Source organism: Bacillus sp. J41TS8, from assembly GCF_018333035.1.
Lineage (GTDB): Bacteria > Bacillota > Bacilli > Bacillales > Bacillaceae > Bacillus > Bacillus paralicheniformis.
The window spans coordinates 167249-186269 of record NZ_BORF01000006.1; the positions used below are offsets into that span (position 1 = coordinate 167249).

The following is a 19021-nucleotide window of genomic DNA, read 5'->3' on the forward strand; positions in this document are numbered from 1 at the left end:
AGCGGAAAGATGCTTTTAAACGTCATTTTTTAAAACGGAACATGAAAAAACCAAAGGGCCGTCATTCCCCTTGGTTCTTCCACTTCACCGCACTACATCTCTTGATCGACTTCCACCTCGTGCGTTTTTGAATCGAATTGAATGCCAACGATGTGAATATTGATTTCATTAATCGAAAGAGCTGTCATATTGAGAAGCGTCTGGCGGATATTATCCTGAACGGCATTTGCAACTTTAGGAATCGAAACGCCAAACATCATCACGCAATAAACATCAATGATAATTCCGTCATCTGACAAATCAACTTTGACGCCTTTGCCGTGATTCTTTTTTCCAAACCGTTCCACGACACCTGTCGCAAAATTGCCGCGCATTTCAGCTACGCCTTCAACTTCGGAAGCTGCGATTCCGGCAATGACTTCGATGACTTCCGGAGCGATTTCCACTTTTCCTAAATGATTGTCTTCATGGCTCATTTCCAATAAGCTGTTGTCGTCTTTCAATATGTTCACCTCCGTTAAAATTACGACCCCATTACATCATATATTTCTAAAAACTTCGTATTGAATTCTCCGCTTACGAATGTTTCGTGCTCGAGCAGTTTCAGATGGAACGGTATCGTCGTATGAACGCCTTCGATGACGAATTCGCTCAACGCTCTTTTCATTCTTGATACAGCTTCTTCCCTCGTCTTCCCGTATGTGATGACTTTTGCAATCATGCTGTCGTAATAAGGAGGAATCGAGTATCCCGGATAAGCCGCAGAATCCACTCTGACGCCGAGCCCGCCCGGAGGCAGATACATCTCGATTTTTCCCGGAGAAGGCATGAAGTTTTTCTCAGGGTTTTCCGCATTAATCCGGCATTCGATGGCCCAGCCGTTAAAAGTGACTTCATCTTGGGTGAGGGCTAATTTTTCACCTGACGCCACTCTGATCTGCTCTTTAATCAAATCAACGCCCGTCACCATCTCTGTTACCGGATGCTCAACCTGAATGCGCGTGTTCATTTCCATAAAGTAGAACTTCTGCTCGCGGTAATCGTAGATAAATTCAACTGTTCCCGCGCCCGTGTACTTAACGGCTTCAGCCGCTTTGACAGCCGCCTGCCCCATTTGCTCCCTGATTCCTTCATCAAGCGCAGGTGAAGGAGTTTCTTCAAGCAGCTTTTGGAGCCTTCTTTGGATTGAACAGTCGCGTTCACCCAAGTGAATCGTATTTCCGTGTGTGTCCGCAAGCACTTGGATCTCGACGTGTCTGAAGTCTTCAATGTACTTTTCAATGTACACACCCGGGTTGCCGAAAGCGGTGGCCGCTTCCTGCTGAGTGATTTTAATGCCGTTGATCAGTTCTTCTTCCGTACGGGCGACCCTGATTCCTTTTCCGCCGCCCCCGGCAGTTGCCTTTATAATGACAGGATACCCTATATCGCGCGCTAATGAAACCGCATCTTCAATATCTTCAATAATTCCTTTGGAACCCGGTACGATCGGAACGCCAGCCTGCTGCATCGTTTCCCTGGCAACATCCTTTGTCCCCATCTTAGAGATCGCGTCTGCTGTCGGACCGACGAAGGTTACGTTTACCTCTTCGCAAAGCTCGGCAAAATCGGCGTTTTCCGCCAGGAAACCGTAGCCCGGGTGAATCGCATCAGCGCCGGTCATTTTGGCGACGCTGACGATATTCGTTATATTCAAGTAGCTGTCTTTTGATAGCTTAGGTCCGATGCAAAATGCTTCATCAGCCATCTGAACATGGAGCGCCTCTCTGTCGGCCTCGGAAAAGACGGCTACTGTATCGATCCCCAGTTCTTTACAAGCTCTGATAATTCTGACAGCAATTTCTCCCCTGTTCGCAATTAATAGCTTTTTGATCATCTTATTGCTCCTTACTCTGCTTTTACTAAAAATAAAGGTTGTCCGTATTCAACCAGCTGGCCGTTTTCAACCAATACTTCAACGATCTCGCCTTTCACTTCGGCTTCGATCTCATTAAAGAGCTTCATTGCTTCCACAATGCAGACGACAGAGGATTCTGCTACCTTCGAACCGATTGTTACGTAAGGGTCGGCTTCAGGCGAAGAAGACGCATAAAACGTTCCGACCATCGGAGAGGTGATTTTGTGGAGGTTTCCGCCGTCTTTTGCGGCTTCTTCTGCTGCAGGCGCATCCTGAACTTGCGCTTGCATCGCGGGAGCTTCCGGAGCCGGTGTTTGAACAGGCGCCGCAGCCACTTGCTGGATGGTTTGCACGGTTCCGCTTTGTTTTTTCAGTTCAACCTTCGATCCTTCGTTTTCGTATGTAAATTCATTTATCGAAGATTCATCAATTAATTTTATCAACTGTCTGATTTCATCAATGTTTAACATGCTATCGCACTCCTAATGAAAAAGATTTTACGCATTTATCAGTTAGTACTAAAAGTACATACTATATTCATCTTACAGGAGAGGAATGCCGAATTCAACTACAATCATGAGCGCCCTGCATCAACAGGGGCCTCAAGCATAAAAAAATCCCGCTTTTTGCAAGCGGGACATGTTTACTCTGCTGGCTCGAACGTCACAGCCACATCGTTTAAGTTTTTCACTTCTTTTGCGACGATGTCGATGATATCGGTGGCAGCGGCCTTCGAGTGCTCCTTCGCCTTCACCGTAATATTGACTTTATCGCCGTCGGCATTGACCAAGGCGTCTTTATAGCCTTTTGTTTTGATCAGCGTTTCAAGCGTCTTTTCCGTTCCTTCAGCTTCACTGAGCTCTGTCATCTTGTCGTAAGCTTCGCTTTTTTCTTTTGCCGTCGCTTTATCGCTTCTGACGATTTCGGTTAATTCCTCCCTCTCCCTGCTGCGCTGATCGTCCATTTCCATGCGGTATGTTGTGAATAAATCTTCATCACCGGATGATTCTTTTGTTACAACTTCTCCGTTCTGCTCACTCGCAGACGTTTCTTTATCTTTTGTGTCTTTCCCTTCAGTTTTGTCTTTAGCAGGCGCGGTGTCTTCTTTGGCATCTTTGGCAGGCTCTTCTTTCATCGGTTTTTCTTTTTCAGCAGCGACTTGTTCTTTGTCATCCACCGTGACGACATTTTCTCCTTCAGGCGACATAATGTAGTAGACACTCAGCACAACGACGAGACTTAACATGGTTAAAAGCCAAACCGTTTGTTTTTTCAGCATCATTTATGAATCCTCCTTCATTTTTTTAGGGGCAACAGCGACGCGGTGGCTCGGAACATCAAGAACCCTTGTCACTGCTTCAATGATGGTCTTTTTTATTTGAACGTTGTCGACTCCTTGAGCGACAACGAGAACACCCCTGATATCGGGCTTTTTCGTCTGAACGACGACAGGCGTCTCTTTATCTCCGTTTTTGATGATGACAATTTCTTCGTCAGAAGACATTTCAGACACCGTTCGCTTGCCTCCCTGTTTATCTGTCTCATTCGTTGAAGTCTCCTGGGTTTTTCTATTTTTCTCGAATATTTTCAATGAGGTTGCATCAACATTGACGACGATTGATACGTCTTCCACGCCGATAATCGTTTCCAATATGTCTTTGAGCTGATTCTCATATTCCTGTTCGTAATCTTGGATCGAGTCCTTCGGTTTGTCATCTGAGGCGGGTTTGAACACTTCTTTTTCACCTTCACCGCTCTGTCCGGCGCTTTCAGACGAAGCTTTTTGTGAAGCCGACGGCTGATCTGCCGCTCGATCTTGAGAAGGTTCGGAAGAGAAGATTTGACTGACGAGCATGAAGGAAACGCCGAGAACAAAAAGCAGCAGAAAATAGTGATATTTCGTCAGCTTTTTTCCGTTTTTCTCGTCTTTGGGTAGCAGGTGGCCGATCAGCTTTTCGATCCAGGTTCTTTTATTCATTGCCGCTTCGTTCTCCCCCTTCAATATGAACTGTAATCTTGTCGGGGCTTATTTCCCATATGCCTGCAAGCTGTTCTCTGACTTCCCCCGTCTCTTTCTTTTCTCTTTCTCGCATTGGCTGGTAGCCTCGATCCGTATTGATTTCGACAGGAGCGACGGCTTGGACCGTTTTTTCGGATGCCGGTTCTATGAATACCGAGACTTCCGCATGCTTACTGAGATCTTTCTCTGTTTTCAGCTGGCCGTCAGAAGAGACCGCGACTCGGTCAATCTTGTATTTGTCGCTGGTAAACCTTCCCTCTGCGCTCTTTTTCAATTGAACAGCCATCTGTTCTAAGATATATGCTTGTTGTGAGGCTTGTATTTCTTTTTTTTCTGAATTCAACTGATTTTTTATTTCGTTTGACTGAACTTGTCCGTTTTTTGTAAGCCTCTCAAAGATTACATCCGGATCGGTCCTGAATAAAGAGAAGATCGGATTCAGTATCACAACGATCAAGAGCAGGCTGATCACCATTTTCGCGTATTTTTGCATGCTCGAATTCGGCAGAAGCATATCGATGACGATCGCCATCAGAATAAATAGAATAATGTTCGTGAGCCACTCTGTCAGAAATTCCATCTCATCCCTCCCTACTTCATCATCATCGTCAAATTCCCCGCTGTAATGATCACGGTTAAGCTTAAAAAAAACATCAGCGAAACGATGGCCATGGCCGCGAAAATGTAGATGACGCTTTTGCTGATGACATCCAGGCAGCTGATCACCGGACCGCCTCCGAGAGGCTGGAGAACGGCTGCGGCAATTTTGTATATGAGCGCGAGGGAGAGGATTTTGATTGCGGGAAAGGCTGCGATGCAAATCAAGATCGCCACCCCGAGTATCCCGACGGTGTTTTTCAACAGGAGAGACGCGCTGATCACCGTGTCCGTCGCTTCGGTAAACATGCGGCCCAATACGGGGATGAAGTTTCCGGTGATGAATTTGGCCGTCCGCAAAGTAATGCCGTCCGTCACTGCGGCTGAGGCGCCCTGAACCGAGATGACACCGAGGAACACGGTTAAAAATGCAGCCAGCGTGCCGATCGCCGCGTTTCTGAGGAGCTGAGCCAGCTGTGTGACTTTATACTGGTCCGTCATCGTGCTGACAATGCTTAAAATCGCTGATAAAAACAAAAGCGGCAGCACGATATATTGGATAAACAAGCCGCTCGTGTTCATGAGAAAGAGAATGACCGGATGAAAAAATGCGGCTGAGGCGGCTCCTCCCGAAGTCGCCATCAGCGCTAGAAGCAAAGGTACGAGCGACAGAATAAAGCTTGTCATCGTCTGGATCGCTTCATTCGCATATGTGACGGCAACCCGAAAGCTGTTGAGCGCAAGAATGATCAGCACCATGTAGACAATTGCATACGCCACTTTGCTGACGGTGCTTTGCTGAAACGCGTTTTGCAAAAGCTGAAGCAGCACGCAGAAGATGGTCAACAGGATCAGCGTCCCGAGCAGTTTCCCGTTAGCCAGCACTTCATGAAACAAGTAAGAAAACAGCGCTTTGCTCCATTCCTCAGGCGAAAAGTGCTTTTCACCTTTGACAAATTCAAGCAGGCTTCCTTTTTGACTTTCGGGAAGGTGTCCTCCATACTCAGTCAAAATGTTGTTCCAGAACTCCCCGACCCGGTCAAGCTCCAAACCTTCAGCCTGCTCTCTGGCCATCGCTTCAGCCGATTCTTCCGCGGCGGGTTCCCCAACCGGCTCCGCTTCTTTTGGCGAAGCTTGTACATCATGCGCTCCAAAGCATACGATTCCTATGACCAAGAGCCAGAACAGAAAACGCTTCACTCAGGAAATCCTCCTTTCTGACTAAGACATGGAAGGGATGAGTCCGATGATCGTTTCGATAATGACGGTTAAAATAGGCACGGCCATGACTAAGATGAGGATTTTGCCTGCCAATTCGATTTTTGAAGCAATCGCACCCTGTCCGGCATCTTTCGTCAGCTGGGCGCCAAACTCCGCTATATAAGCAATCCCGATAATTTTCAAAATCGTTTCGACATACATCATGTTGATGTTGGCATTGGCAGCTATTTTTTCAATCATCCGAATGATTTCGTAGACTTGATCGACTAAGAATAAAAAAATCGTGCATCCGGCAAAAACGACAATCATAAAAGCAAACGTCGGTTTTTGCTCTTTCACAATCAAGCTGAGGAAGGTGGCGATCATTCCCAATCCTACGATTTGTACGATTTCAATGAGTGAGCCCCCCTATCCTTGAAATAGAAAGACAGCTTTTATCTTTTGGAATAGATCATCGACAACAGTAGCCACCATGAACAATATATAAATGAATCCTAAAAGCGTGACCCATTGGGCATATTCCTTCTTCCCCATTTGATCCAGTATGGTGTGAAGAAAAGCGACGACGATCCCGACGCCGGCAATTTGAAAAATAATATTTACGTCTACTCCCATTTCGTGTATGCTCCCCTCTTCATTACATCAATAGAAGAATCAGCAGCAGTCCCGACAAGAACCCAAGGCTCTTCACCATTTTTTCATTTTTCGCCTGGGCGAGATTTGCTTCAGCTTCCTCTGTCTCTAAATGGGTTAACGCCAGTTTGATATGTTTTTGCTGAGAAATCAGATCATGACGGCCAAGCGTTTCGCCGAATTGCCGTAAAATCTCGTATTCTTTCTTTTTGAGAGCCGTTTCGGGCCATACTTTCTCCAAGCTGTCTTCCCATGCCGTCCCCGCTGAAGCGCTGCCTTTTTCCAGCTGTTCTGCAAATGTCTGAAACAAAGAAGCTATCGGCCCGGAAAGCTGGTGTGCGATCTGCTTTGACGCCTGAAGGAGCGGTGTGTGCCCGTACATGATTTCAGCCTCTAAAGACTGCAAAGCGGCCAACAGCTGGCGGATTTGCTTCGGTCTATCCCTGAAAGGCTTCGCCATTTCAAATCCTGTCCATGTGGCTGCTGCCAAAATAAGCACGGCACCTAAAAGCTTCAGCATAATAACATCCTCTTCGCCGCACCGAGCGGCTCTCCATTCCCGTTCAAGATGCGGCTCAGGCTGCCGGGACCGTTCTTTCTGGATAGTTCCACGATTCTCTCAAAAACCCGGTGCTCCTGAAGCATTTTCAATGATGGACGCCTGGCGATATCGGCATATGAGGAGCCGTGAGCCGAAACGATGACAGACACCCCCGCATGGACCGCTTCCAAGAGCGCTTCTGCGTCTTCCATTCTTCCGATCTCATCGGCGATCATAACCTCCGGACTCATCGATCTGATCATCATCATCAGGCCTTCCGCTTTTGGACAGGCGTCAAGGATGTCTGCCCGGTCGCCGAGCCGATATTGCGGGATACCGTTTACACAACCTGCGATTTCAGACCTTTCGTCGACGATTCCCACCTTTTTGGCAGACACGTTGCCGCTCCCTGAGCTGATCAGCCTGGCGAGATCTCTGAGCAGTGTTGTTTTTCCGGTTTGCGGCGGACCGATGATCAGCGTGTTCAGCCACGAGTTTTGAAATAAATGAGGGACATACGGTTCGGAAATGCCGATTTTTTCTTTGGCAATGCGGATATTAAATGATGATATTTCTCTGATTCCTTTGACTGCTCCGTTTTCGACGACAACCCGGCCGGCAAGCCCCACGCGGTGTCCGCCTCTGATCGTGACATATCCTTTTTTCAATTCCTCTTCCAGTGTATACATGCTGTAATTTCCCAGCCTGTTTAAAAGAAGCGCCGAGTCTTCAGGCGTCGCCGCATAAGGGAGAAAGCGTGGCTTTCCTTTGTTCACCAGTTCGAGCGGACGACTTGTCCGAATCCGAATTTCTTCTATCTGATTGATTTCATGGTCGCCAAAACCGTTGAGCGCGCGTTTGATCGTATCGGGGAGAATCTCTGTGATGTGATGCAAAAACACTCCCTCCTCTTTTTGCTTGTCTTCTATAAAAATGTATGATCAACGGAAGACATTATGACAAGTCGGTCTCTCTTATCATGTGTCACTATTTATAGATCCCCGCGATGATCAACACCACTCCCATAAAGATCAAAATCAGCTTTGCGTAAGAAAGCTGCCCTGCAATCTGATAGATGCCGATTGTCATTGTAATAATAAAGATGAGCGGTCCGACCATCGCAAGCACACTGTTGACCGCCACGGCTTTTCTGACGTCGTTTGTCAAAAGCATTACGACAGCCGCCGTCAGTTCGATCAAAGATGATACCACTCTTAACGCAGCCATTGTCAAAACCGTCGGATTGACTTGTCCAAAGAAAAGCTTCATGATCTTAAACCTCCAGTAACACATCCTCTTTTTTTACAATCTATGCTCCTCATTGAAAAAGTAGTCTTCCGATTTTTCTATTTGGCCTGTGAGAGGTAAAAGATTTCAGACAGCAAAAAAAGAGCCGGCTTCAATGAAGCCGGCTCTTTCCCGCTGTTACTCTTATGCTCTTGATACGTAAGATCCGTCAGAAGTATTGACAACAAGCGTATCTCCTTCGTTTACGAAGAACGGCACGTTGACAACAAGGCCTGTTTCTGTTTTTGCCGGTTTTGTTCCGCCTGAGGCTGTGTCGCCTTTAATGCCCGGTTCTGTTTCCACAACTTTCAGTTCAACTGTATTCGGAAGTTCGATTCCGATCGTCTCTGTCTGATACATCATGATGTGGACAGACATATTTTCAAGCAGGAATTTGAGCTCGTGTTCGATTTGCTTCTCGTTCAGCTCAAGCTGCTCGTAAGATGTCGTATCCATAAAAACGTGCTGGTCGCCGTTGGCATACAAGTACTGCATCGTTTTTGTTTCAATTTGGGCGCGTGCCACTTTTTCACCTGCGCGGAATGTTTTTTCCTGAATCGCGCCTGTGCGAAGATTTCTCAGTTTGGAGCGGACAAATGCCGCACCTTTTCCCGGCTTAACGTGCTGGAAGTCAACAACGCGCCAGATGCCTCCATCTACTTCAATCGTTAATCCTGTACGAAAATCGTTTACTGAAATCATGATTATCCTCCTATTGCTCCAATCAAACGGATTATAAAATAATTAATTCTTTCGCGGAATGGGTAAGGGATTCGTTTCCTTCCTCTGTCAGGACAATATCATCTTCTATCCTGACCCCGCCTTTTCCCGGTATGTAAATTCCCGGTTCAACCGTTACAACCATGCCTTTTTCAAGCATCTGGTCCGAACGTGCTGAAAGCGCCGGACTTTCATGAACTTCCATGCCGAGGCCGTGGCCTGTTGAATGACCGAAATACTCGCCGTAGCCTTGTGAAGATATGTAGTCCCTTGTATAAGCGTCAGCCTGTTTCCCGGTGATTCCTGGCTTGATGCTCCGCATGCCGATAGCCTGCGCCTCAAACACGGTTTGATAAATGCGTTTCAGCTCATCATCCGGCTCTCCTACCGCGACCGTACGCGTTATGTCCGAGCAGTAACCTTTATAGTAAGCCCCGAAGTCCAATGTCACAAGGTCGCCTTTCTCAATCGCTTTGCCGCTTGCCACTCCGTGCGGCAGACTTGAGCGTACGCCTGATGCCACGATCATATCGAAGGACGAATGATCCGCTCCCTGGCTCCGCATGTAAAACTCGAGCTCATTGGCGACTTCAATTTCGGTGATGCCGGGCTTTATGACCGTCAGAATATGGCTGAATGCATCATCTGCAATCTTTGCAGCTTCCTTTAATATCTTAATCTCTTCACTAGACTTAATCAAGCGCAACTTTTCCACAGATTGAGAAACAGGAACGAGTTCAGCTGCGCCAAGCTGCTCTTTGTAGGCGGCATACGTTCCGTATGTCATTTTATCCTGTTCAAAACCGATTTTGTTTATCCCCATCTCTTTGATCACTTCGGCGGCCTTTTGAACGATTCCGCCGGCATGCTGAACAATGTCAAAGCCTTTGACTTGATCTTTCGCCTGTTCTGTATAGCGGAAATCTGTAATAAAGACCGCTTGGTCGCCGGAGATGACCGCCAGTCCTGAAGATCCGGTAAATCCGGTGATGTACCGCAGATTAACGCTGCTCGTCACCAAAATCCCGTCAATACCCAAACCGCCGAAAAGCTCTCTCAATTTGTTTAGTTTCATTGTCCACTAGTCCCCCTATTTGTTATTTGCGTTCATAAAATAACAGATGGCCAGCTTATAACCTTCAAAGCCGAGTCCCGTGATCTGGCCTCTTGCAACCGGAGCGATGACCGAGCGGTGCCGGAACTCTTCCCTCGCATGAGGGTTTGAAAGATGGACCTCAATCACCGGTATGCTGATTGCTGCCACCGCATCGCGGATGGCATAGCTGTAATGGGAGAAAGCCCCCGGGTTCAGGACAATTCCATCGTATTGTTCCTCTGCCTCATGAAGAGCATCAATCAGGTCCCCTTCGTGGTTTGATTGAAAAAAAGTCAATTCAATCTGAATGCCTTCGGCAAATTGAAAAAGTTTTTGTTCCAAATCAGTTAATGTGTCTGTACCGTATACATCGGGTTCGCGTTTTCCAAGCCGGTTTAAATTCGGTCCGTTCAATATTAAAATATGCGGCAACTCTGCCTCCCCCTTCTCATCACGCAAAAAAATGTCCACTTACAGTGAACATTTTATCATATTGCTTCCTGATCAGGCACTATTCTCTTGTTTCTCCAAGGGCCCGCGTCAACTTTTCAGAATTGAGCTCATTGTATTCAAACGAAATGGAATAGCCGACGAATAAACCGTAAAGTAGGTAAATGCAAAGCGTCGTCACAACCGTTTCCCTCTTTAATTCAGCCACAGTCTGAACATCTGGGAACATCGGATTGAACAGGTAAAACACGACAGCCCACAAAACGGCTCCATATACAATGCCTGCCCACATGCCTTTGACCTGCTTCAAAGTGCCGTAGTAAAGCAGGGCAGCTCCGATGGAAATAACACCGATCAGCAGGATGCTGATAAACGTCCCGAGAAATCCGTTTTTCCAATCGCCGATGACAAAAGGCTGGAGAATCATGTTTGCATTGACTTCGGAGAACTTAAAAAGGTACGCAAGCTCACCGAGTGCACTCCAAAGCACTCCGCCGACAAAGCCAGTCGTGATCACCCTTCCGATGAAAGTCATCGGAGTTTCACGCTTATTTTGCTCAAGCTCTTCCGGCTGTTTTTGATTGTCTTCATTACCCATACAGTCCAGATCACCTCCATTTCCAGTATGTCCAAAAACAGCCTCGCCAACATCAGCTTTCCCGGATTTTTAAGATCCGAGTGTAAAAAGCATGAAAAAGGGTATACTTTAATTAGATTTGGCTTTGTAATAGGTTCGAATTTCTTAAATTTTTGAGCCCGTCAATCTAGAGGTTTCAGCGTTTTTCCTGTACAATAGGTGTAAGGAAATGGTTAATGTACTCATAGATTGATACAGATAGGTTGATGCAAATGTCAAATCAAACAAAACAGCCCGCATACGGAGGGCAGGCTGTCGTCGAAGGCGTTATGTTCGGCGGCAGGCGCCATTATGTAACCGCGATCCGCAGAAAAGACGGAAGCCTTGAATTTTTTAAGCTGCCTCGGAAAACCAATCCGGCGCTTGAAAAATTTAAAAAAATTCCTTTTCTCAGAGGGATTATCGCGATTATTGAAGCAAGCGCGAACGGCACCAAGCACTTGAATTTTTCGAGCGAACGCTATGACCTCGATCCTTCTTTAGACGATCAATTGAAAGAAGAGAAGCCGTCCAAGCTGACGATGATTTTTGGCCTCGCCGCAGTCGGCGTCCTGTCTTTTTTGTTCAGCAAGTTTATTTTTACGCTCGTGCCCGTTTTTTTAGCGGAGCTCACCCGTCCGGTCTTTCAGTCGGACGTCGCGCAGATTATGATCGAAAGCTTTTTTAAGCTGCTCCTTCTCTTAAGCTATATTTACGCCATATCATGCACTCCTTTTATTAAAAGAGTTTTTCAATATCACGGAGCAGAACACAAGGTCATAAACTGTTACGAGCAAAATCTGCCGGTCACGGTTGAAAACGTTCAGCGGCAGTCAAGACTGCACTACCGATGCGGAAGCAGCTTTATTTTATTCACCGTCATCGTGGGCATGTTTGTTTACTTGCTCGTTCCTACTGACCCTCTCTGGGTCCGTATTTTGAATAGACTCGCACTGATACCCGTCGTTCTCGGCATTTCATTTGAAGTTCTGCAGCTGACAAACAAACTGAGAGACATCCCCGTATTGAAGGTGCTCGGCTATCCGGGTTTGTGGCTGCAGCTTTTAACAACGAAAGAGCCGTCTGACGATCAGGTGGAAGTCGCCATCGCAAGCTTCAATGAGCTTCTTCATATGGAGACCAAAGCAGAGGACGAACAGAAGGAACCTTCTAATATCGTAATGTAATGCAACGAATTGGTTAATTTTTTGGGAGGTGGACAGTTATGAAGCAACGCGTACATCCTGTCTCAGCTTTAATTATTGCGTTTGGAATTTTTGGGTTTGTCTATTTCGCCATCACAAGTCCGGGCCGCCTGCTCCAATACTTGGTTGTTTTTGCAGCGGTCGGCGCCATCATTTATTTCGTGATCAGGCGCATTTCCAATCGCGATATGGGCAGTGAAGGAGCCGCTTTTAAGAAAGCAGCCAAGCAATCCAACAAGCGTTTTCAAGATCACAAAAAACGCTCTATAAAAGGCAAGGTTAATCATCTGAGAAGCGTACCGTCTATTAATAAATCGAAGCCGGTATTGGTGAAGAAAAAAAGCCAGACTCAGCTGACAGTGATTGAAGGCAAAAAAAGCAAAAAGAAAAACAGGGCTTTCTTTTAAAACGTCCACTGTTTCAAAAATAATTCTGTTCGTTTTTTTCCTAGCTCGATTAGAGCTAGTTTTTTTTCTGCCGACATCGCGAATTCAGTCGACAGGACTTCCTCAACAGGTAAAAAAATGATGTTGCGCTCATGTTTTGTGGCAATGTGCCTGGCGTCATGCGCCTCTTTCATCGTCTCAAACAGCGCCCCGAACAGTTCGAACGCATTTTTAATCGTTTTCTTCGGCCTCTCTTTTTCATTGGGCATCAGCGTGATCCCCAATACCGGCCGTTTTTTTTCTGTTGTAAACAGCCACATCGGAAAATTGCTCAGAACTCCGCCGTCTACGACAACGCTGATGCCGCTGGAGGACTTGAGCTTCACCGGCTCAAAAAAATAAGGAATGCTGCAGCTCATCCGGACCGCCCTGGCGACGGAAAAACGCCTTGGGTTTAAGCCGTATCTGTTTAAATCGTCAGGCAGCACAAGCATCTTGCCATTCGATAAGTCGGAGGCGATCAACTTCAGTTTTCCCTGTTCAAGATCCCCGAAAACTGAAATGCCTTTCGCTTTCAGCTTTTCGGAAATCCAGTTTTCCAGTTTATCTCCTTTATATAAACCGAGCCGCCAATAAATCGATGCCCATTGCAGCATTTTCAAAGGCAAGAGTGAAAATCTCGGGTCAAGGAGCTCGCTTTCATTTAATTCTTCCATCATTTGACGGATCTCCGCGCTTGTATAACCTGCCGCGATAAACGAGGCAATAATCGAACCGGCGCTCGTTCCGGCCAGCCTTTTAAATCGGAAGCCCCGTTTCTCAAGCGCCTCGTATGCCCCCACAAGTGCAATCCCTTTCATACCGCCGCCTGAAAAAACCCCGTCGATGTACATCGCGATCTCCCTCCCTTAAAAGATGGCTTTACACCATTTTAAGAAACGGACAGAAAAAAAAGACCATGAGACAAAGCGGCAGCTGGAAAAACTGATACGGAAAGAGAAAAGCCGCCGTTACCCGGCGGCTTCAGCGTGTCGACAAACCCTCGCATTCGTTGTCAGGCCTGCGCGTCGGTGCTCACGAATTCCAACATTCGCTCCGCTCCGATGCTCGGCCTTCCTAGACTGCAAGGGTTTTCAATCACGCTGATAGGATGACAAAATCCCAAAACCAAAAGTCGTTTTGGGATTTTGTCAACAATCTGAAGCCGCCGTTACCCGGCGGCTTTTATTGATTTTCCTGTTCGTTTCTTTTTTGGACGCTTCTCAAATCGTCGATTCTTTTGCTGTCGTCTTCAAAATACTGCACAAGATCTCCGACACGGTCAATGCTGTTCCAGCTTAAATGATGCTCGATTCCTTCGACATCATCATAAATTTTCTCTTCGTCAACACCAATGATTCGTAAAAACTGCTCCAATAATTCATGTCTGTATACTAAACGTTTGCCTATTTTCTTCCCTTTAGGCGTCAGCACGAGGCCACGATACTTTTCATAAATCAAATATTCGTCTTTATCGAGTTTTTGAACCATTTTTGTAACCGAGGAGGGATGGACGGCCAGAGCTTCGGCTATATCTGAGACCCTTGCATATCCTTTTTCTTCAATCAGCATATAAATTTGTTCTATGTAATCTTCCATACTCGGTGTTGTCATCAAATCCCTCCAAATCACACCTATTCAAATCATAACAAGTTTACACTATGTGCATGTAAAAAACAAGCAACGGGATAACGTTTTCACCCGATTACCTTCTATAATTCCATTCATCTGCCGCATACTTCGTTCTGGCGAGATCGGCGACAAATTCCGTTTCCTCTTCTGTCAGTTCATAAGGCTCCAAATGAATGTTAAGCCCCTTTTCGAACCCTTTTTTAAAAGCATTGCTCGCTTCTTCAATCGTGATTTTTTCTTTTGCGAGCTCATTGATGGCGACCGCTTTTTGTTTGAAGTTTCTCTGCATGCGCTCTCTGAGGCGATCATTTTTGTAAATAAACAAATCAAAGAGCTTGTCCTCATCCAGATCAAGAAGGATCGAACCGTGCTGGAGAATGACTCCTTTCTGCCTCGTCTGGGCGCTTCCTGCGACCTTTCTGCCTTCGACAACGAGCTCATACCACGACGGCGCGTCAAAACAGACGGAAGATCTCGGGTTTTTCAGGCTCTGTTTCTCTTTTTCCGTTCTTGGTATGGCGAAATACGCATCAAGTCCCAGCTCTCTGAAGCCTTCAAGAATACCTTCTGAGATGACGCGGTACGCTTCCGTCACCGTCTTGGGCATTTCCGGGTGTTCTTCAGACACAATAACACTGTAGGTCAGCTCTTGATCATGGAGCACGCCTCTTCCGCCGGTCGGCCTTCTCACAAAGCCTAAACCGTGTTTTTTGACGGCATCCAGATTGATTTCCTTTTCGATATTTTGGAAATAGCCGACTGAAAGCGTTGGCGGATTCCAGCCGTAAAAGCGGATGGTCGGCGGAATCTTATTTTCGCTGTGCCAATAAAGGAGCGCCTCGTCGAGCGCCATATTAAAAGCGGGATCCTGTCGTCCCGAATCGATAAAACGCCATATTTCTTTTTCCATAACCTACCCTCTTTTTCTTTGGTATAAAATAAGTCTACCATTCCCTCTTAAAATTGAAAATAAATTCAGCGAATCAGATGACAGATTTCTGAGGCTTTACTATAATAGTATTTGTCTTAACATATCGTTAAAAATCTCCCGATTATCAGACGGGATGAATTCAAAAAGGAGTCGGATCAGATTGTCTACCAGCAGCATTATCATTCTCTTGATTTGCGCCGCGCTCATCATCTACGCGGTCGTTTCATACATCTATCAGCAGCGCATTATGAAAACCTTGACAGAAGAAGAATTCCGGGCCGGCTATCGCAAAGCGCAACTCATCGATGTGCGCGAGCCGAACGAGTATGAAGGCGGCCACATTTTGGGTGCGAGAAACATTCCGCTTTCACAGCTTAAGCAAAGAAAAAGCGAAATCCGTCCTGACAAACCGGTTTACCTGTACTGCCAAAACAACGTCAGAAGCGGAAGAGCCGCCCAAACGCTCCGCAAACACGGCTGTAAGGAGATTTACAACCTGAAAGGCGGGTTCAAAAAATGGGGCGGAAAAATTAAAACGAAAAATTAATAACCGCAGCTGTCTCCAGTTGCGGCCAACATCCTAAAGCGTCTTTGCGTTTTAGGATTTTTTTTAGCATATCCTGCAGACAATCAAAACAGGCGGAGCAGATGATCCTTCAAATAAAAATAAGCCGACGAAATGGGTTCGCCGGCTTTGTTCGTTATTTTTTCAAGTCTTCGATTGAATTGACATCTTTCATGTATGTCGGAACGACAAGGCCAATTTTTACGCCTGTCATGCTTGTACCGATATCTTCGTATTTGCCTTTGTATTTTTCAGCATATGTTTTATGCGTTTGCGGCAGCCATGCAGCAAGTGAAGCATCGACGCTTCCATTTGCAATTCCAGTCCACATCGGGCCTGCTTCTACTTGGCTGAGCGTCACGTTGTAGCCTAAGTCTTCAAGAACTTTTGCGATGACATTTGTGCTCGCAATTTCACTGTCCCATGCCACATAGCCGAGCTTAATTTTTTCGCCGTCCGCTTTATCGACGCCTTTTGTCCATTTCTTAACAAGGTCTTGATGTTTTTTTACGAAATCTGCTGCAGCTTCTTCCGCTTTTTTGCCTTCCTGAACGGCAAGCATGACTTCTCCCATATCATCCTCTGTCCAGCTGAATTGGCTGAGCAGCTTGTGTGCGCCCGGATGATCGTCCTTGAATCCTTTGCGCGTAACAGTATGGATTTCTTCGGCATCGCCGTAAGAACCTTTTGGATCTTTCAAATATTTGAGATCGTATTTTGCAAACATCCAATGCGGTGTCCAACCCGTAATGATGATCGGATCTTTTTTATCGTAAGCTTTTTTCAATGCGGCTGTCATCGCTGAGCTTGAGCCTGATGTTACAGCCCACTTGCTGAGATTGTAATCCTTGAGCGCCTTGTCCGTTGCATTCATAATGCCCGCTCCAGGATCAATGCCGGTAATTTTATAACTGACTTGATCGCCTACAGACGCGTTTTCATTATTATTGCTGCTTCCGCAGGCAGCCAGACCCAATGTCAGTACTGCTGCAGTGCCGATTCCCGCTATCTTTTTCCACATTATGCATTCCCCCTGCTTTTTTTCAATTTTATATTTTGTGTAACCCGGTCAAGTACGATCGCAATAATAACAATCGCAAGCCCGGTTTCTACACCGGTACCCGTTTGCAGCTGGGTAACAGCCCGGTAAACTTCTTCTCCAAGTCCAGGCGCACCTACCATGGATGCAATAACGACCATTGACAACGCAAGCATGATGCTTTGATTGATACCGGCCAGAATGGTTCTCGTCGCAAGCGGCAGCTGCACTTTAAAGAGCCGCTGGCTTGTCGTTGAACCAAATGCTTCTGTAGCTTCAATCAGATCTTCCGGCACCTGCTGAATTCCTAAGATTGTCATCCGGATTGTCGGAGGCATCGCAAAGATAACGGAAGCGACAACACCCGGCACAACCCCGATATTGAAAAAGAAGATGGCCGGAAGCAAATAAACGAATGCCGGCATCGTCTGCATTAAGTCAAGAATGGGCGTAACGATTCTCCGAACCGTTTTCTTTTGGGAGCCCCAGATTCCGACCGGAATGCCGATAATGACAGAAATCAGAACGGATGTGACGACAAGCGCCAATGTCTGGAGCATGGCGTCCCAATATCCTAAATAATCAATGATAAAAAATCCGATTAAAGTAAACAGCGCAATGCCTCTTTTGCTGATCAGCCAGACGAGCGCGGCAAAGATAACGGTCAAAATAACCGGCGGAACAAAACCCAGGCCTTGGACAATCGCATCAACAAACGATTCCACTCCGCTGGCAATTCCGTTAAATACCCCGCCGAACGACACCGTCAGCCAGTCAACAAACTGATCGATCCAATCGGCTAAAGGAATGCGGGGAAGCGATGATAAAGTAAACATTATCTCACCTCCTGAACAACAGTTTCATGAGCTGGTTCATGATCTGAATGTGCATTAATATACCGGTCATTTCCGGCAAGCGCTCCGATTAACGCGCCTTTGACGATGATCCCTTTCATCCGCTGTTTTTCATCGACGACAGCAATCGGGATGCTGGCATCAGAGACCAATTCAAAAATATCCGTCAGGATCGCATTCTCTTCCACGGTTGTAATGTCTCTCGAGATGACGCTCTCCAGCGTCTGGCTTTTTTCGGCTGCTTTTTTAGCTGTTTCAGCATCAACAGAACCAAGAAGCCTATTGTGTTTGTCAACGGCATAAATTGAGGAAATCCCGAGGTTTTTCATCAGCGTCAGAGCGACGCGCGGCCCTTTGTCTGCGCGTACGGTTTCAGCGCGTTTCATAATATGACCGGCTGTCAGCACTTTAGACAAGTCGACATCTTCAACGAATTTTTCAACATATTCATTTGACGGGTTCATTAAGATCTCTTCCGGCGTACCGATTTGAACGATGTTTCCGTCTTTCATCAATGCGATTCGATCGCCGATTCTCAGCGCTTCATCAAGATCATGGGTAATGAAAATAATCGTTTTGCCTACTGATTCATGCAAATCGAGGAGTTCATCCTGCATATCTTTGCGAATCAGCGGGTCAAGCGCGCTGAACGCTTCGTCCATCAGCAGAATGTCCGGATCATTCGTCAATGCGCGGGCAAGCCCGACGCGCTGCTGCATCCCGCCGCTCAGCTGATCCGGATATTGCTGTTCATATCCTTCAAGACCGACAAGCTTTAATGATTCCATAGCTCTTATCCGGCGTTTACTTTTATCGACTTTTTGCAGTTCCAATCCGTACTCTGTGTTTTCAAGAATCGTTTTGTGCGGAAACAGAGCGAACTTTTGAAAGACCATGCTGATTTTTTTCCGGCGGATTTCCCGAAGCTGGTCTTTGGACATATTTGTTATCATGTCACCATCTATGTACACATGTCCTGCAGTCGGTTCAATCAGCCGGTTTAAAAGCCGCACCAAGGTTGATTTACCGCTCCCTGATAGACCCATGATGACAAATATCTCACCTTCATACACGCTAAAATCCGCTTGGTTCACCCCGACGGTCGCCCCGGTTTCTTTCAGAATTTCTTTTTTGGTTTTGCCATCGGCAAGCAGCTGCGTTGCTTTCTTTGTATTTTTCCCAAAAACTTTAGACACTTTTTCTACTTTTATCTTGATTGGCTTTTCGTCTGAATTCATATTTCTCCTCCCGTATGAAGCAATCTAATATACCGTAACATTTATGTAACATAT

At 46.3% G+C, this 19021-nt stretch carries 25 protein-coding genes; 3 read left to right on the forward strand and 22 right to left on the reverse strand.

The features are described 5' to 3' along the window. Positions 1–92 precede the first annotated feature (92 nt). The 16 genes from KI350_RS10590 to KI350_RS10665 form a co-directional block, all read right to left on the reverse strand. Positions 93–476, reverse strand: a complete 384-nt coding sequence (locus KI350_RS10590; protein ID WP_031304734.1) for an Asp23/Gls24 family envelope stress response protein — start codon at positions 474–476, stop codon at positions 93–95. Positions 477–523: 47 nt separating this feature from the next. Further along, positions 524–1876 (reverse strand): acetyl-CoA carboxylase biotin carboxylase subunit, encoded by a 1353-nt coding sequence (gene accC / locus KI350_RS10595; RefSeq protein ID WP_020452138.1) that lies wholly within the window; start codon positions 1874–1876, stop codon positions 524–526. 11 nt (positions 1877–1887) lie between these two features. Further along, positions 1888–2367 carry an acetyl-CoA carboxylase biotin carboxyl carrier protein gene (gene accB / locus KI350_RS10600; RefSeq protein ID WP_025811170.1) on the reverse strand — a complete coding sequence of 160 codons (480 nt, stop codon included), beginning with the start codon at positions 2365–2367 and terminating at the stop codon, positions 1888–1890. A gap of 173 nt (positions 2368–2540) precedes the next feature. Next, complete coding sequence (locus KI350_RS10605; RefSeq protein ID WP_025811169.1) at positions 2541–3176, reverse strand: SpoIIIAH-like family protein; 636 nt, start codon at positions 3174–3176, stop codon at positions 2541–2543. Between the two features lie 3 nt (positions 3177–3179). Continuing rightward, positions 3180–3875, reverse strand: coding sequence for a stage III sporulation protein AG (gene spoIIIAG / locus KI350_RS10610; RefSeq protein WP_020452141.1), 696 nt, complete (start codon positions 3873–3875; stop codon positions 3180–3182). Continuing rightward, positions 3868–4497: a stage III sporulation protein AF gene (gene spoIIIAF / locus KI350_RS10615; RefSeq protein ID WP_020452142.1), complete on the reverse strand. Its 630-nt coding sequence runs from the start codon at positions 4495–4497 to the stop codon at positions 3868–3870. Before spoIIIAF ends, spoIIIAG begins: the two co-directional genes overlap by 8 nt. Positions 4498–4508: 11 nt before the next feature. After that, entirely contained in the window at positions 4509–5714 is a 1206-nt protein-coding gene (spoIIIAE, locus tag KI350_RS10620) for a stage III sporulation protein AE (protein ID WP_020452143.1), read from the reverse strand. 21 nt (positions 5715–5735) lie between these two features. Beyond that, entirely contained in the window at positions 5736–6131 is a 396-nt protein-coding gene (gene spoIIIAD / locus KI350_RS10625; protein ID WP_256164082.1) for a stage III sporulation protein AD, read from the reverse strand. Positions 6132–6143: 12 nt separating this feature from the next. Next, on the reverse strand, positions 6144–6350 hold the full coding sequence (gene spoIIIAC, locus KI350_RS10630) for a stage III sporulation protein AC (protein WP_003183409.1): 207 nt from the start codon (positions 6348–6350) through the stop codon (positions 6144–6146). 22 nt (positions 6351–6372) lie between these two features. Next, on the reverse strand, positions 6373–6888 hold the full coding sequence (gene spoIIIAB / locus KI350_RS10635) for a stage III sporulation protein SpoIIIAB (RefSeq protein WP_020452145.1): 516 nt from the start codon (positions 6886–6888) through the stop codon (positions 6373–6375). Continuing rightward, positions 6882–7805, reverse strand: a complete 924-nt coding sequence (spoIIIAA, locus tag KI350_RS10640) for a stage III sporulation protein AA (protein WP_023855174.1) — start codon at positions 7803–7805, stop codon at positions 6882–6884. The genes spoIIIAB and spoIIIAA overlap by 7 nt, the downstream gene beginning before the upstream one ends. Before the next feature lie 91 nt (positions 7806–7896). Then, positions 7897–8178: a YqhV family protein gene (locus tag KI350_RS10645; RefSeq protein WP_003183412.1), complete on the reverse strand. Its 282-nt coding sequence runs from the start codon at positions 8176–8178 to the stop codon at positions 7897–7899. Positions 8179–8340: 162 nt separating this feature from the next. Then, on the reverse strand, positions 8341–8898 hold the full coding sequence (gene efp, locus KI350_RS10650; RefSeq protein WP_020452147.1) for an elongation factor P: 558 nt from the start codon (positions 8896–8898) through the stop codon (positions 8341–8343). Between the two features lie 31 nt (positions 8899–8929). Further along, positions 8930–9991 carry a M24 family metallopeptidase gene (locus KI350_RS10655; protein ID WP_020452148.1) on the reverse strand — a complete coding sequence of 354 codons (1062 nt, stop codon included), beginning with the start codon at positions 9989–9991 and terminating at the stop codon, positions 8930–8932. Between the two features lie 15 nt (positions 9992–10006). Continuing rightward, entirely contained in the window at positions 10007–10444 is a 438-nt protein-coding gene (gene aroQ, locus KI350_RS10660; protein WP_020452149.1) for a type II 3-dehydroquinate dehydratase, read from the reverse strand. A 79-nt stretch (positions 10445–10523) separates the two neighbouring features. After that, a complete protein-coding gene (locus tag KI350_RS10665) occupies positions 10524–11060 on the reverse strand; it encodes a YqhR family membrane protein (protein WP_020452150.1) in 537 nt (178 codons plus the stop codon). A gap of 251 nt (positions 11061–11311) precedes the next feature. Here KI350_RS10665 and KI350_RS10670 point away from each other — a divergent pair, with 251 nt between their 5' ends. Both KI350_RS10670 and KI350_RS10675 read left to right on the forward strand, forming a co-directional pair. Further along, positions 11312–12265: a DUF1385 domain-containing protein gene (locus tag KI350_RS10670; RefSeq protein ID WP_020452151.1), complete on the forward strand. Its 954-nt coding sequence runs from the start codon at positions 11312–11314 to the stop codon at positions 12263–12265. Between the two features lie 38 nt (positions 12266–12303). After that, a complete protein-coding gene (locus KI350_RS10675; protein ID WP_025811167.1) occupies positions 12304–12690 on the forward strand; it encodes an SA1362 family protein in 387 nt (128 codons plus the stop codon). On the opposite strand, the gene KI350_RS10680 is transcribed toward KI350_RS10675, so the two are convergent. The 3 genes from KI350_RS10680 to KI350_RS10690 all read right to left on the reverse strand — a co-directional run bounded on the left by KI350_RS10680 (position 12687) and on the right by KI350_RS10690 (position 15250). Next, positions 12687–13562: a patatin-like phospholipase family protein gene (locus tag KI350_RS10680; protein WP_020452153.1), complete on the reverse strand. Its 876-nt coding sequence runs from the start codon at positions 13560–13562 to the stop codon at positions 12687–12689. The genes KI350_RS10675 and KI350_RS10680 overlap by 4 nt on opposite strands. A gap of 331 nt (positions 13563–13893) precedes the next feature. After that, positions 13894–14322, reverse strand: coding sequence for a transcriptional regulator MntR (gene mntR / locus KI350_RS10685; RefSeq protein WP_020452154.1), 429 nt, complete (start codon positions 14320–14322; stop codon positions 13894–13896). Positions 14323–14413: 91 nt separating this feature from the next. Next, positions 14414–15250, reverse strand: coding sequence for a lipoate--protein ligase family protein (locus KI350_RS10690; RefSeq protein WP_020452155.1), 837 nt, complete (start codon positions 15248–15250; stop codon positions 14414–14416). Between the two features lie 154 nt (positions 15251–15404). Here KI350_RS10690 and KI350_RS10695 point away from each other — a divergent pair, with 154 nt between their 5' ends. Continuing rightward, entirely contained in the window at positions 15405–15818 is a 414-nt protein-coding gene (locus KI350_RS10695) for a rhodanese-like domain-containing protein (protein WP_043054396.1), read from the forward strand. Positions 15819–15972: 154 nt separating this feature from the next. Here KI350_RS10695 and KI350_RS10700 read toward each other — a convergent pair whose 3' ends face one another. From KI350_RS10700 to opuAA, 3 genes are read right to left on the reverse strand one after another with little or no spacing between them, the layout of a single operon-like run. Then, a complete protein-coding gene (locus tag KI350_RS10700; RefSeq protein ID WP_020452157.1) occupies positions 15973–16857 on the reverse strand; it encodes a glycine betaine ABC transporter substrate-binding protein in 885 nt (294 codons plus the stop codon). Continuing rightward, positions 16857–17711: an ABC transporter permease gene (locus tag KI350_RS10705; RefSeq protein ID WP_020452158.1), complete on the reverse strand. Its 855-nt coding sequence runs from the start codon at positions 17709–17711 to the stop codon at positions 16857–16859. The genes KI350_RS10700 and KI350_RS10705 overlap by 1 nt, the downstream gene beginning before the upstream one ends. After that, complete coding sequence (opuAA, locus tag KI350_RS10710; RefSeq protein ID WP_020452159.1) at positions 17711–18967, reverse strand: glycine/proline betaine ABC transporter ATP-binding protein OpuAA; 1257 nt, start codon at positions 18965–18967, stop codon at positions 17711–17713. Before opuAA ends, KI350_RS10705 begins: the two co-directional genes overlap by 1 nt. Between the last annotated feature and the right edge of the window lie 54 nt (positions 18968–19021).

What these genes read in the sequence shown, in the direction of transcription:
- KI350_RS10590 (WP_031304734.1), bottom strand. Translation starts at nt 476, where the DNA reads ATGAGCCATGAAGACAATCATTTAGGAAAAGTGGAAATCGCTCCGGAA.
- mntR (WP_020452154.1), bottom strand. Translation starts at nt 14,322, where the DNA reads ATGACAACACCGAGTATGGAAGATTACATAGAACAAATTTATATGCTG.
- KI350_RS10705 (WP_020452158.1), bottom strand. Translation starts at nt 17,711, where the DNA reads ATGTTTACTTTATCATCGCTTCCCCGCATTCCTTTAGCCGATTGGATC.
- spoIIIAG (WP_020452141.1), bottom strand. Translation starts at nt 3,875, where the DNA reads ATGAATAAAAGAACCTGGATCGAAAAGCTGATCGGCCACCTGCTACCC.
- KI350_RS10655 (WP_020452148.1), bottom strand. Translation starts at nt 9,991, where the DNA reads ATGAAACTAAACAAATTGAGAGAGCTTTTCGGCGGTTTGGGTATTGAC.
- KI350_RS10700 (WP_020452157.1), bottom strand. Translation starts at nt 16,857, where the DNA reads ATGTGGAAAAAGATAGCGGGAATCGGCACTGCAGCAGTACTGACATTG.
- efp (WP_020452147.1), bottom strand. Translation starts at nt 8,898, where the DNA reads ATGATTTCAGTAAACGATTTTCGTACAGGATTAACGATTGAAGTAGAT.
- spoIIIAB (WP_020452145.1), bottom strand. Translation starts at nt 6,888, where the DNA reads ATGCTGAAGCTTTTAGGTGCCGTGCTTATTTTGGCAGCAGCCACATGG.
- KI350_RS10675 (WP_025811167.1), top strand. Translation starts at nt 12,304, where the DNA reads ATGAAGCAACGCGTACATCCTGTCTCAGCTTTAATTATTGCGTTTGGA.
- spoIIIAC (WP_003183409.1), bottom strand. Translation starts at nt 6,350, where the DNA reads ATGGGAGTAGACGTAAATATTATTTTTCAAATTGCCGGCGTCGGGATC.
- KI350_RS10695 (WP_043054396.1), top strand. Translation starts at nt 15,405, where the DNA reads ATGAATTCAAAAAGGAGTCGGATCAGATTGTCTACCAGCAGCATTATC.
- KI350_RS10690 (WP_020452155.1), bottom strand. Translation starts at nt 15,250, where the DNA reads ATGGAAAAAGAAATATGGCGTTTTATCGATTCGGGACGACAGGATCCC.
- opuAA (WP_020452159.1), bottom strand. Translation starts at nt 18,967, where the DNA reads ATGAATTCAGACGAAAAGCCAATCAAGATAAAAGTAGAAAAAGTGTCT.
- KI350_RS10605 (WP_025811169.1), bottom strand. Translation starts at nt 3,176, where the DNA reads ATGCTGAAAAAACAAACGGTTTGGCTTTTAACCATGTTAAGTCTCGTC.
- KI350_RS10670 (WP_020452151.1), top strand. Translation starts at nt 11,312, where the DNA reads ATGTCAAATCAAACAAAACAGCCCGCATACGGAGGGCAGGCTGTCGTC.
- spoIIIAF (WP_020452142.1), bottom strand. Translation starts at nt 4,497, where the DNA reads ATGGAATTTCTGACAGAGTGGCTCACGAACATTATTCTATTTATTCTG.
- KI350_RS10645 (WP_003183412.1), bottom strand. Translation starts at nt 8,178, where the DNA reads ATGAAGCTTTTCTTTGGACAAGTCAATCCGACGGTTTTGACAATGGCT.
- KI350_RS10680 (WP_020452153.1), bottom strand. Translation starts at nt 13,562, where the DNA reads ATGTACATCGACGGGGTTTTTTCAGGCGGCGGTATGAAAGGGATTGCA.
- accC (WP_020452138.1), bottom strand. Translation starts at nt 1,876, where the DNA reads ATGATCAAAAAGCTATTAATTGCGAACAGGGGAGAAATTGCTGTCAGA.
- KI350_RS10665 (WP_020452150.1), bottom strand. Translation starts at nt 11,060, where the DNA reads ATGGGTAATGAAGACAATCAAAAACAGCCGGAAGAGCTTGAGCAAAAT.
- accB (WP_025811170.1), bottom strand. Translation starts at nt 2,367, where the DNA reads ATGTTAAACATTGATGAAATCAGACAGTTGATAAAATTAATTGATGAA.